An 11976-nucleotide genomic window follows, 5' to 3' on the forward strand; every position below is an offset into this window, starting at 1 on the left:
GGCCAGTGATCAGATGTCCAGGAACCGGACATCCTTGGCGTTCTGCTGGATGAACCCTCGGCGGGACTCCACGTCCTCGCCCATCAGCACGGAGAAGATCTCGTCCGCGGCCGCGGCGTCCTCCATGGAGACCTGCAGCAGCGTGCGGTTGTCGGGGTCCATCGTCGTCTCCCACAGCTCCGAGTAGTCCATCTCCCTGAGCCCCTTGTACCGCTGGATGCCCAGCTCCTTGGGCAGCTTGCGTCCGGCTGACCGGTAGGCGTCCAGCGCACGGTCGCGCTCAGCGTCGGTGAAGACATAGTCGGGGTCACCGTTGGACCACTTGATCTTGTACAGGGGCGGCTGGGCCAGAAACACGTGCCCGTGCTCGATGAGCGGGCGCATGTAGCGGAACAGCAGAGTGAGCATCAGGGTGGTGATGTGCTGCCCGTCCACATCCGCATCGGCCATCAGCACGATCTTGTGGTACCTCAGCTTGGCGGCGGCGAACTCCTCGCCGATGCCCGTTCCGAAGGCGGTGATCATCGACTGGATCTCCTGGTTGCCCAGTGCCTTGTCCAGACGGGCCCGCTCCACGTTGAGGATCTTGCCGCGCAGCGGAAGGATCGCCTGGGTGCGGGGTTGCGGCCCCGCTTGGCGGAGCCGCTTATGGAGTCGCCCTCGACGAGGTAGATCTCCGACTCGGAGGGATCCTTGGAGGAGCAGTCCGCCAGCTTCCCCGGCATGCCGAACGTCTCCAGCGGAGACTTGCGACGGGCATTCTCGCGAGCCTTGCGCGCTGCCATGCGTGCGGTGGCCGCGGACTGGGCTTTGGCGATGATCGATTTGCTTGCGGCGGGGTTGCGCTCCAGCCAGTCGCCCAGGTAATCCGTGACCACACGCTGAACGAAGCCGCGCGCCTCGGAGTTGCCCAGCTTCGTCTTCGTCTGGCCCTCGAACTGGGGTTCGGCGAGCTTCACGGAGATGACGGCGGTGAGCCCTTCCCGGATGTCTTCGCCGGTCAGGTTCTCCTCCTTCTCCTTGATCAGGTTCTTCTCTCGGCCGTACCGGTTGATCAGGAGGTCATCGCGGCGCGGAAGCCCTCTTCGTGGGTGCCGCCCTCGTGGGTGTTGATCGTGTTGGCGTAGGTGTGGACCGATTCCGAGTAGGTGAGCGTCCACTGCATCGCCACCTCGGCGGTGATGCCGCGCTCGTCGTTCTCCGACTCGAAGGCAATGACATCGTCGTGCACCATCTCAGCCCGCTTGGCCTTGTTGAGATGGTTCACGTAGTCGAGCAGTCCGTGGTCGTACTGGTAGACGACGACTCGTCCGGCGCCCTTGCCCTCCTGAACGGCCTCCTGCTGCTCGCCCGGCTCTGCGGCGGCAGCCTCCTCACCGGATTCGGACTGGGCGTGGGTCTCCTCTCCACCACCTCGTCCTCGACCACGATGTTCTCTTCGATCCGACGCTCATCGCGGAGACTGATGCGCAGACCCTTGTTGAGGAACGCCATCTGCTGGAAGCGTGCACGGAGAGTCTCGAAGCTGAACACCGTGGAGTCGAAGATCTCAGCGTCCGGGTAGAAGACCTGGGTGGTGCCCCGGTCCTCAGTGGGGCCTTCGTTCGTCAGCTCCTTCATGACCTGACCGCCCTGCCCGAACGTGATCGCCCAGCGGCTGCCCTGACGGGCGACGCGGGTCTCCACGTGGGACGAGAGCGCGTTCACCACGGAAATGCCCACGCCGTGCAGGCCGCCCGAGACGGCGTATCCGCCTCCTCCGAACTTTCCGCCCGCGTGGAGCACCGTCATCACGACTTCGACGGTGGGCCTGCCCTCAGTGGGGTGCATGTCCACGGGGATCCCGCGGCCGTTGTCCTCCACACGCACGCCGCCGTCGTCCTGAAGGGTCACACTGATGTGATCGCAGTACCCCGCCAGCGCCTCATCGACAGAGTTGTCCACCACTTCGTAGACCAGGTGGTGGAGTCCCCGCTCGCCGGTGGAGCCGATGTACATGCCCGGCCGCTTCCGGACCGCCTCAAGGCCCTCCAGGACGGTGATGTCCGATGCTCCATAATTGCCTTGATCTTGCGGTGTGGTGGAATCCGCTGTCATGCGGGTGGATCGTCTCCTCGTAGCGGGCGGTCTATTGGCTTCATTCTACTGCCCGGATCCAAGTTTTCCCCATTCTGATGGGAGGAACATGCCAACAGATGCCGCTGAGCGGCCGCAGAAGGTATGCCAGAGAATCTCAGGGATCCTCTTATGGGGAACTGCTCACAGCAGACGGTCCCAGGACGGCATATGCGAAATGAGAGCTTTCGATCACCCGTAGGTGTCGCGCGGGCCGCGCCCTCCTCGGACGGACAGCCTGCCCCTCCTCCAGCTCGGCCCCGAGGGCCCCGGATCTCCAGGCTCGTCACGATGCCGGGACCGAGCTCTCGGGTGAACACCTGCAGCAGCTGGGGCTGCATGAGCTTGAGGTTCGTCGCCCACGCCGTGGAGTCGCAGACCACCTTCACCACGCCGTCCTCGAAGCTCTCAGGCTGGCAGTGCTCGGCGATCGCCTCTCCGACAAGGGCCTCCCAGCGGCTGATGACCCTCCGACGGCGACCGGGGCGCTCCAGCCCCGGCTGCGGATCAGGCCTTTGACCGCCTCGCCCAGCGGCTTCGGGTCCCGGAGACTGCCCACCCTCTGCCGTGACGGCGCCGAACGGAGGTGCTGCGCGGATCCCCGCGAGACCTTTGCCAGCCCCGGACGATGCGGCTCCGGAGCTCTTCGCCGGTGAGCGCGGAACGCCGCCCGCACGCCTGTCTCCGCGCTGCTCGGCGGATCTGCGGAAGCGCCGATACATCTGGGCTGCGGCGTCGATGCTGGCCTCATCCCCGTCCTGGCCCGGCTGGGGACTGCTCTGTTCACCCATAGCGGCTGACCCGGCTGATCTGCTGCTCCGACTCCACCCGATACGCGTTCGCCAGCAGCTCCTCAGGCACGTCGTCGTCCACTGCGGCAGTGACGATGAGCTGGCCGGGAGCGGCAGAGGAGCCTTCACCCGCAGCGAGGTCGGCCAGCCGACGCCGGCTGTCGTGCGTCGAGCTCCGCAAAGACATCGTCGAGAATCAGGATGGGTTCCGCGCCCTCGCTCGGGTCGTCCTCGAGCATGACCCGGTAGGAGCCCAGCCGCAGCGCCAACGCGTAGGACCATGTTTCCCCATGGGAGGCGTATCCCTTCACCGGTGTGGTGTCCAGGGTGAAGTGGAGGTCATCACGATGGGGCCCACCAGAGTGACCCCGCGGTCCCGCTCCGCGCTGCGGGCGCTGAGCAGGGCCTCCTGCATCCACTGGGCCAAGTCCTGCTCACCGGCCTCAGCGAGCTCGGCGGGCTCGCGCTCCAAAGAACTGGTGTACTCCATGGACGCCGAGCGCACACTCTGCGACAGCTCCTGATAGGCCATGGCGGTGTGCGGCCGGAGAGCGGCCAGCATGTCCAGCCGTGCTCTCAGCAGGCGGGCCCCGGCAGTCGACAGCTGAGCGTCCCACACGGCCAGGGTGGAATCATGGGTGGCGGTGAAGCCTTCATGCCGGATGGACTTCATGAGCGCATTGCGCTGCTTCAGCGCCTTTTCGTAGTCCTGCCGCACGCCGGCGAGCCAGGGCGCAGCTGCAAGGCCAGGGAGTCCAGCAGCCGCTGGCGCACTTCCGGCGAGCCCTTGATGAGTTCCAGGTCCTCCGGGGCGAAGAGGACCGTCCGCAGGATCCCCAGAATCTCGGATGCCCGAACCGGGCTTCCCTGTTGATCCGGGCGCGATTGACCGCCCCTGGTTGATCTCCAGCTCCAGGAACGCCTCGCGGCTGCCCCGGTGGGCGGCAGCTCTGATGATGGCCTGCTCATGACCGTGCCGGATCAGAGGGCCGTCATGGGGAACTCTGTGCGACGACAGAGTGGCCAGATAGCCCATCGCTTCGGCGATGTTGGTCTTCCCTACGCCGTTGTACCCCAGAAGGACATTGGGCCCAGGCTCCAGGGCCAGCTCCGTGTCCTCATAGCTGCGGTAGTTCTGGAGGATGAGCTGCGACACGCGCACTCTGGGCCTCCTGCCTACTGGTTGAGCAGACGCACCGGCATCAGCAGGTACCGGAATTCTGTCGAGTTCTCGCTGTCCGGAGCCTCCTGCCCAGTGATCATGGCCTACTTAGGCGCCGAGACGAAGGAGAACCGCAGGTACTCGGTGCTGATGACGTTCAGCCCTCATTGAGATACGCAGGGTTGAATCCCACGGTGATCGACTCACCGGTGAGCTGGGCGTCGATGCTCTCTGACGCTGAGGCATTGTCGTCGACGCCGGCGTCCAGAACCACCTGGTTGTCCTCAGTGAAGTGCAGACGCACATGTCCGTTGCGCCCGAGACCAAGGACACGCGGCGAGACGCTTCGATGAGCTCGGCGGTGTTCACCACCGCATGGATCGGAGTGTCCTCGGGGAAGAGCTGGCGGATCTTGGGATAGTCGCCGTCGACCAGGACGCTGGTGGTGCGCCTGCTCCCGGAGGAGAACCCCACGAGAGCATCATCCTCGGAGAGCGAGATCTGAAGATCGCCGCCGCCCGCGAGGGACTTGGCGACGTCATTGAGGGTCTTTGCCTTGATGAGCACAGATGTCGAGACGTCCGGCTGCGAGGGCGTCCAGCGGATCTCACGCATCGCCAGGCGATACCGGTCAGTCGCGAGGAACGTAATGGTGTCGCCCTCGATCTCCAGCTTGACGGCCGTGAGGATGGGCAGCGTGTCATCCCGCGATGCGGCTGTGATGACCTGCGAGACGGCTCGGGCGAAGACGCTGCCGTCGACGGTGCCTGCAGTCTGCGGCTGGCTCGGAAGCTCTGGGTATTCGTCCACCGGCATCGTGGCCAGAGTGAAGTTCGAGGAGCGGCAGGTGACCCTGACCTTCGAATCTTCGAGGGAGAAGCTTACGGGTGCGTTCGGGAACGACTTCACGATGTCGTTGAGCAGCCGTCCGGAGACGAGCACGGTTCCATCGGAGTCGATGTTCGCTTCGATGCTGAGCTGCGCCGAGACTTCGTAGTCGAAGCTCGAGATGGTGACGAGGCCGTTCTCCGCTCGGATCAGGAGTCCTGACAGCACCGGGGCAGGCGGCCGGGAGACAGAGACCGTGCAGCCCAGGAGACAGCCTCCGAGAGGACATCACGGTCAACGGTGAACTGCACTGTGGAGGGTCTCCTTACGGGAATGAGCACGTCTGCTGAGTGAGCCTACCGGCAGGGAGCAGCTACCCGCTACCAGAGTCGGCACAAGATGAGCGCCGGAGAGGTGCTCAGAGCACTACATCTTGTTTGCGTTCCTGGCCGCAGTCCAACCGTGCGCTGTCGAAATGCAATAGAGAGATTTTAGGAAGCAGTAGTAGTAACAGGTGTGGATTCTGTGGATAACTGCTCCTTTGCCGCGGCCTGGGCGGATTTCCCTGTGCAGTGACTGGTGGATGTGGAGCATGCGACGTGTGGATGCGCTGGGGAGAGATTTTAGGCCTGATGGGTGATATCCCCAGGGATGTGCAGCTTATCCACAGGATTTGGGGAATGGTCCTCAGGTTTTCCACCCATTTATCCACAGGTGTGGGGAGGCTTGTGAGCGAATTCCACGTCTGCTTGTGGAAATGTGGGAAAACTGTGGATAATGCGAAAGTCAAAACGTCTGGAGACCGCTGTCTGGGCTGAACTACATACGTGTGACATGTGCACAGACCCATCCGGGGTCCAGTGGAGAACCCTCTGGAAGAGGTCGGCTCCATGCGGCTGCGCCTGCAGCGCCTATCTGCCCTGCTTGATCTTGTTGGTCAGCTCAGTGACCTGGTTGAAGACCGCTCGCCGTTCGGCCATGAGCTCTCGGATCTTGCGCTCGGCATAGATCACCGTGGTGTGGTCACGTCCGCCCAGGGCCTGGCCGATCTTCGGCAGCGACATCTCCGTGAGCTCGCGCAGCAGGTACATGGCGATCTGACGAGCCGTGACGAGGGTGCGATTGCGCGATTTCGACATCAGCTCCTCGACGGCGAAGTGGTAATACTCCGCTGTGGCGTTGATGATCTGCTCGGCAGTGATCTCGTGAGCATGGTCGTCGGAGATCAGGTCCTGCATCACCTGCTCAGCCAGGTCCAGGTTCACATCCTGCCTATTGAGCGCGGCATAGGCCGTCACTCTGATGAGGGCACCCTCGAGCTCGCGGATGTTCGTCGAGATCTTGGAACCGATGTACTCCAGCACATCGTCCGGGCATGAGAAGTTCTCGGCGTTGGCCTTCTTGCGCAGGATCGCGATGCGCGTCTCCAGCTCCGGAGGCTGAATGTCAGTGATCAGGCCCCATTCGAACCGGGAGCGAAGCCGCTCCTCAAACCCTGACAGCTGCTTGGGGGCAGGTCCGAGGTGATGACGACCTGCTTGTTGTTGTTGTAGAGCGTGTTGAAGGTGTGGAAGAACTCCTCCACCGTGCGCTCCTTGTCGGCGAGGAACTGGATATCGTCGAGGAGGAGGATGTCCACGTTGCGGTAGAGGGTCTTGAAGCTGGCACCCTCATCGTCGCGGATGGAGTTGATGAAGTCGTTCGTGAACTCCTCAGAGTTGACGTACCTGACCCTGATTCCCGAGTAGAGGCGCTGGGCGTAGTGGCCGATGGCGTGCAGCAGGTGCGTCTTGCCCAGTCCCGAGTCCCCGTAGATGAACAGCGGGTTGTATGCCTTGGCGGGCGCTTCGGCGACCGCGTTGGCCGCTGCGTGTGCGAACCGGTTCGATGAGCCGATGACGAACGTGTCGAAGGTGTACCGCGGGTTCAGCCGAGAGGCCTCGAATGTCTCTCCCTGCGCAGTGGCATCAGGATCAGGAACCGGAGAGGGCCTGGGAGCCTCGAAGGGTTCGGCGTGGGAGGTCGGAGCGGGTCCGCGGGCTGGACTCGGAGCGGGGCTTCGGGCGCATGCGGCGGATACTGCGGGGAGGGCTGCTCGCCGACGGACTCAGCAGCCGGGGTGAGCGAGGGGTCGGTGCCGGAGAGTCAGCGCGCTGCCGCTTGGCGAGCTCCGGATCGATCACGTAGGCGCACAGCACATCTTTGCCGAAGACTGTCCGAAGTGCGGCGGAGATCTGAGCCTGGAGTGTGGACTGCATCGTCTCTCGGATCCGCTCATGCGGGACGGCGAGCAGCAGGGTGTCGCCGATGAGCTGGTCCGATTGGGGACCGCCCGGGCGATGTCGGTGAGCTTCAGACCGCTGATTCCATGGTTCTCACGCAGTTCTGCAATGACCTGCTGCCATTTGGCTGAGACGCTGGTCTGATAGGTGTCCGACACGCTGTGGAGGCCTCCATTAGTATTCTCAGGCCATGTGCTAAGCGGCCAGTCTTCGTGCTCGGACAGTATTCCACAGGTTGTGAACAGCCTGTGGGGAAAATGTTGACAATCTGTGGAGTTGACGATGACAGGCTGTCGCCCGTAGTGTTGACAGGTCGCTCTGTGTTATGTGCGCGCCGTGACGCCTCACGTGGCGCTCCCGCAGCGCCGAGCAGAGCCCGTAAGACTTCACAGACATTTCATTTGGGAGAAGACCAATGACCAAGCGGACTTTCCAGCCGAGCAACCGCCGCCGCAGCCGTAAGCACGGCTTCCGGTCCCGCATGCGGACCCGCGCGGGCCGGTCGATCATCTCAGCGCGCCGTCGCAGCGGACGCAAAGAGCTGAGCGCCTGAGCTTCTGCACGACACGTCAACGGCCCGTTCCCCGCTTGGGGACGGGCCGTCCGTGTTCTGAATATGCTTCCCGTCGAGCACCGCATCCGGAAGGCCCAGGACTTCAGGGCGATACTGCGCTCCGGCGCGCGCGCCGGAACGAGCACCTCTGTGGTGGTGGTTCGCGTGACTCCCCTCAGCGCTGAGGAACGCCTGCGCCCCGTCCGATGGAGGGCCGGGCTCGTCGTGTCCAAAGCGGTGGGCAACGCAGTCGTCCGCCATCGGACCGCCCGCAGACTCCGGCACATCTGCGCCGAGATCGTGCCTCCGTGGACCATGGATGGGCACCGTCTCGACATCGTGGTGAGGGCACTGCCCCCATCGCAGCCTCTGACCACGAGACGGTGACCAAAGAGGTGCGAAGCGGACTCAAGCGGGCTCTCAAGCGCGCCGGATACGGAGCGTCATGACGCAGACTCCCGAGAGCACATCCTGGCTCCGTCATCGTGACTACTACGTGGAGAAGGGCGAACAGCCCGGCCTCCCCGGTCCGGCACCGTCGGACGAAGAGGTCAGATCGCAGCACTGGGGCTGGCTCAGGAGAGCGCCCTCCTATCCTCTGGTGCTGTTCGTCATGGCCTGGCGCCGCGTCATCTCCCCGCTCTACGGGCAGGTGTGTGCGTTCTATCCCAGCTGCTCGGCCTACGGCCTGGAGGCGCTGACCACGCACGGGCTGATCAGGGGCGGCGCGCTGACGGCGTGGAGAGTGCTCCGGTGCAATCCCTTCACCGGCGGCGGAGTCGACCACGTTCCCTGCGCCCATCGGATTTGGCTTACGGAGGAGCTCCCCGGATCATAGAGACGAACCATCCGCCCATCGACCATGAGCCGAGCAGCCCCTAGAGGTCAGGAACTTCCGATACCCTGGAGGCTGATCTTTGCGAGCTTTCAGCCGGACGGCGTCCCAAGCACTGATGTCCGGCCCAACCCTTTGAGAGTTATATGGCCTTCCTCGACACACTAATGTGGCCCTTCAGCTGGGCCGTGTCATTCATCCTCAGCATCGCCCACTCCTTCCTGGGCATCCTCGGCATGGATTCCGAGTCCGGATGGACGTGGACGATCTCCATCATCCTGCTGGTGCTCTTCATCCGTACCCTGCTGATCCCGCTGTTCGTGCGGCAGATCAAGTCGCAGCGCGGCATGCAGTCGATGCAGCCGGAGATGCAGAAGCTCCAGGCCAAGTACAAGGGCAAGAAGGACCCCGTCTCGCGGCAGGCGATGGTTCAGGAGCAGCAGGCGCTGTTCAAGAAGCACAGCGTGAACCCGTTCATGACCTGCCTGCCCATTCTGGCGCAGCTGCCGATCTTCTTCTCCCTCTTCTGGATGCTGAACCGGATGAACGAGGAGTACTACGACGAGGGGTACTTCTCACTCTCCGGCAGCGAAGTGCAGAGCCTCCGAGTCCACCATCTTCGGCGTCGGCATGAACGACGTGCTCTGGGGCGCGGTCCAAGGCGATCCGTCGACTCAGGGCAGCGTGACCTCCGTCGTGCTCCTCGCCAGCATCCTGACGGCAGCCATGGTGGCCAGCCAGTTCTTCACGCAGAAGCAGCTGATGGCGAAGAACATGTCCGAGGCCGCCCAGACCGGCCAGATGGCACAGATGCAGAAGATCATGCTCTACGTGCTGCCGCTGGCCATGATCTTCGGCGGCGTGAACTTCCCGCTTGCACTGATCATCTACTGGACCGCCACCAACCTCTGGACCATGGGTCAGCAGTGGTGGGTCATCCGCAACAACCCCACGCCCGGCTCCATGGCGGAGAAGGAGCTCAACCTCCGGCGCGCTGCCAAGGGCCTGCCGCCGATCGGTGAGGAAGCACGGAAGGCCGCCGAAGAGGCGAAGAAGCCGACCGGCGAGCACAAAGGGCCCCAGGCCCAACCAGCCCGCAAGCGCAAGAAAAAGAAGAAGAAGAAAAAGGGACAGCGATGACGGAAACCTCTGAGAACCCTGCCGAGAACCCAGTGCTCCAGGCCAATGAGACTGTGGCCCCTGAGGAGGCGCACGTCGTCGAGAACCAGGACACTGTCGAAGAGCTTCCGGAGGAGGACTCCGACGGCGAGGACGACAGCGACGACGAGACCCCGGACGAGGGAGACGTCGCCGCCGATTACCTCGAAGAGCTTCTGGACATCGTGGACCTCGACGGTGACATCGAGATCGAGATCCGCGGCGAACGGACGTTCATCTCCATCCAGGCTGAGGACGGCGGCGCAGAGCTGCAGGACCTCGTAGGCACGGACGGAGAGACGCTCGACGCGCTCCAGGAACTGACGCGCCTCGCCGTGCTGTCGGCGACCGGTCACCGCACCCGACTCGTGCTGGACATCAACGGTCACCGCAACGCACGCAACGAGGAGCTCCGGGCCAAGGCCCAGGAAGCCGTCCAGAAGGTCAAGGACACCGGCGAAGAGGTGCCCATGGAGCCGATGAGCGCCTTCGAGCGCAAGATCGTCCACGACTTCATCGCCGAGGCAGGCCTGACCTCAGGCTCCGAGGGCGAGGGCCGCAAGCGGCACGTGGTGGTCTCCGCCTGATGACGGAGGCCCCAGTCCCGGACCCCACGGAGCAGGAGCGTCGAGCGGCCGAGCAGCTCTTCGGCGAACGCCTCCCCTTGCCGAGGGGTTCGTCCGCCACCTGTGCACCACAGGCATCGATCACGGTCTGCTGGGCCCTCGTGAGGTGCCGCGCATGTGGTCCCGCCATGTGCTGAACTGTGCTGTGCTTGCGCCCGAACTGCCGGAGGGCGGCGACGTGGCAGACGTGGGCTCCGGCGCAGGGCTTCCAGGACTGGCTCTTGCGATCGCACGGCCCGATGTCCGCATGTTACTCATCGAGCCCATGGAGCGACGTGTCGACTGGCTCTCCGAGGTGGTGGCCGATCTGGGCCTCGACAACGTCGACATCATCCGAGGCCGCGCCGAGGACGTCACGGACGAGGTCATGGCTGACGTGGTGACAGCACGCGCGGTGTCAGCACTTAAGAAGCTTGTACCCTGACAGCGCCACTGCTGGCTGATGACGGTCAGCTTCTCCTGATCAAGGGCCGGAGTGCGGCAGAAGAGATTGAGACGGCAGCGAAGGCCATTCGTCGCTTCAAACTCCGCGCGCTTACCGTCGAGCTTCTGGGCGAGGATCTTCTGGAGGAGCCGACGACGGTTGTCAGGATCCGTCGAGTGCCCGCGTCCGACAGCTGACCTAGACTCGTCGTCATGACTGAATCTCTCTCTGGCTCACCGCTGGCCGCACAGCTGCACGATGAGCAGCGCCGTCGCCGCAAACTTTCAGAGATGTCTCTGCAGCCCCGGAGAGCACCCGTGTCATCACGGTCTCCAATCAGAAGGGCGGCGTCGGCAAGACCACGACCACCGTGAACCTCGCAGCTGCCCTTGCCGATCACGGATTCAACGTTCTCGTCATCGACATTGATCCCCAAGGCAACGCATCAACAGGGCTGGGAGTCCCCACAGCGCTGAGACCGACTCCATCTATGACGTGCTGATCGATGACCTCTCCATCGCTGAGGTCGTCTCAGCCTCTCCCGACGTAGAGAACCTCGAAGTGGTTCCTGCAACGATCCACCTGGCGGGCGCGGAGATCGAACTGGTCTCTCTCGTTGCTAGGAGCAGCGTCTCCAGCGGTCGCTTGATGAGTACATCCAGTACAGGGAAAACGAGGGCAAACCCCGCCTGGACTACGTATTCATCGATTGCCCGCCGAGTCTTGGTCTCCTCACCGTCAACGCCTTCGTCGCGGCCAGAGAAGTTCTGATCCCGATCCAGTGCGAGTATTACGCGCTTGAGGGACTCAGCCAGCTGCTGAACAACATCAGTCTCATACAGAAGCATCTCAACCCGAAGCTTGAAGTCTCCACGATCCTGCTGACCATGTACGACGCCCGGACAAACTTGGCGGCGCAGGTCGTTCATGAGGTCAAGGAGTACTTCGGCGGGGAAGTGTTGGAGAGCAAGATTCCGCGCAGCGTCAGGATCGCTGAAGCTCCCAGCTATCAGCAGAGCGTCATCACCTACGCACGCGACAGCACCGGTGCGCTCGCCTATCTTGAAGCAGCTGCAGAGATAGTCCAACGGGCGTCGTCAGCTCCCTTTGCCGGGTAGCTTCCTGTTTCACGTGAAACCCTGCCCCCGCTGAAGCTCTCCCCGCCCTAGAATGAAGGGCATCATTCGAACGCTCGGGAGGGC

6 protein-coding genes and 7 pseudogenes are annotated in these 11976 nt (G+C 63.5%); 7 read left to right on the plus strand and 6 right to left on the minus strand.

The genetic code is table 11. From position 1 onward, the window contains the following. Positions 1-9: 9 nt before the first annotated feature. The 6 genes and pseudogenes from gyrB to K0H76_RS01780 form a co-directional block, all read right to left on the minus strand. Positions 10-2097 (minus strand): annotated as a pseudogene (gyrB, locus tag K0H76_RS01755) (DNA topoisomerase (ATP-hydrolyzing) subunit B). After that, entirely contained in the window at positions 2094-2906 is an 813-nt protein-coding gene (locus K0H76_RS01760) for a DUF721 domain-containing protein (RefSeq protein ID WP_258934242.1), read from the minus strand. The pseudogene gyrB and the gene K0H76_RS01760 overlap by 4 nt, the downstream one beginning before the upstream one ends. After that, positions 2899-4068: pseudogene (gene recF / locus K0H76_RS01765) on the minus strand (DNA replication/repair protein RecF). The gene K0H76_RS01760 and the pseudogene recF overlap by 8 nt, the downstream one beginning before the upstream one ends. Before the next feature lie 14 nt (positions 4069-4082). Next, a pseudogene (dnaN, locus tag K0H76_RS01770) lies at positions 4083-5207 on the minus strand (DNA polymerase III subunit beta). 600 nt (positions 5208-5807) lie between these two features. Further along, positions 5808-6826: pseudogene (dnaA, locus tag K0H76_RS01775) on the minus strand (chromosomal replication initiator protein DnaA); the annotation flags it as partial. Between the two features lie 43 nt (positions 6827-6869). Further along, entirely contained in the window at positions 6870-7154 is a 285-nt protein-coding gene (locus K0H76_RS01780; protein WP_258934243.1) for a hypothetical protein, read from the minus strand. A gap of 439 nt (positions 7155-7593) precedes the next feature. On the opposite strand from K0H76_RS01780, the gene rpmH reads away from it, so the two are divergent. The 7 genes and pseudogenes from rpmH to K0H76_RS01815 form a co-directional block, all read left to right on the plus strand. Further along, positions 7594-7731, plus strand: coding sequence for a 50S ribosomal protein L34 (gene rpmH, locus K0H76_RS01785; RefSeq protein ID WP_146340667.1), 138 nt, complete (start codon positions 7594-7596; stop codon positions 7729-7731). A 63-nt stretch (positions 7732-7794) separates the two neighbouring features. After that, positions 7795-8118: a ribonuclease P protein component gene (gene rnpA, locus K0H76_RS01790; protein ID WP_258934244.1), complete on the plus strand. Its 324-nt coding sequence runs from the start codon at positions 7795-7797 to the stop codon at positions 8116-8118. A 226-nt stretch (positions 8119-8344) separates the two neighbouring features. Continuing rightward, positions 8345-8569: a membrane protein insertion efficiency factor YidD gene (gene yidD / locus K0H76_RS01795; protein ID WP_258935303.1), complete on the plus strand. Its 225-nt coding sequence runs from the start codon at positions 8345-8347 to the stop codon at positions 8567-8569. A 143-nt stretch (positions 8570-8712) separates the two neighbouring features. Next, positions 8713-9706: pseudogene (yidC, locus tag K0H76_RS01800) on the plus strand (membrane protein insertase YidC). Continuing rightward, complete coding sequence (locus K0H76_RS01805) at positions 9703-10311, plus strand: RNA-binding protein (RefSeq protein WP_146340664.1); 609 nt, start codon at positions 9703-9705, stop codon at positions 10309-10311. The pseudogene yidC and the gene K0H76_RS01805 overlap by 4 nt, the downstream one beginning before the upstream one ends. After that, a pseudogene (rsmG, locus tag K0H76_RS01810) lies at positions 10311-10971 on the plus strand (16S rRNA (guanine(527)-N(7))-methyltransferase RsmG). Before K0H76_RS01805 ends, rsmG begins: the two are co-directional and overlap by 1 nt. A gap of 93 nt (positions 10972-11064) precedes the next feature. Next, a pseudogene (locus tag K0H76_RS01815) lies at positions 11065-11892 on the plus strand (AAA family ATPase); the annotation flags it as partial. Between the last annotated feature and the right edge of the window lie 84 nt (positions 11893-11976).

The organism is Nesterenkonia pannonica, assembly GCF_019575955.1.
GTDB lineage: Bacteria > Actinomycetota > Actinomycetes > Actinomycetales > Micrococcaceae > Nesterenkonia > Nesterenkonia pannonica.

Coding starts and splice junctions, on each gene's coding strand:
- yidD (WP_258935303.1), top strand. CDS start 8,345: ATGGCCTGGCGCCGCGTCATCTCCCCGCTCTACGGGCAGGTGTGTGCG.
- K0H76_RS01780 (WP_258934243.1), bottom strand. CDS start 7,154: ATGCAGTCCACACTCCAGGCTCAGATCTCCGCCGCACTTCGGACAGTC.
- rpmH (WP_146340667.1), top strand. CDS start 7,594: ATGACCAAGCGGACTTTCCAGCCGAGCAACCGCCGCCGCAGCCGTAAG.
- K0H76_RS01805 (WP_146340664.1), top strand. CDS start 9,703: ATGACGGAAACCTCTGAGAACCCTGCCGAGAACCCAGTGCTCCAGGCC.
- rnpA (WP_258934244.1), top strand. CDS start 7,795: ATGCTTCCCGTCGAGCACCGCATCCGGAAGGCCCAGGACTTCAGGGCG.
- K0H76_RS01760 (WP_258934242.1), bottom strand. CDS start 2,906: ATGGGTGAACAGAGCAGTCCCCAGCCGGGCCAGGACGGGGATGAGGCC.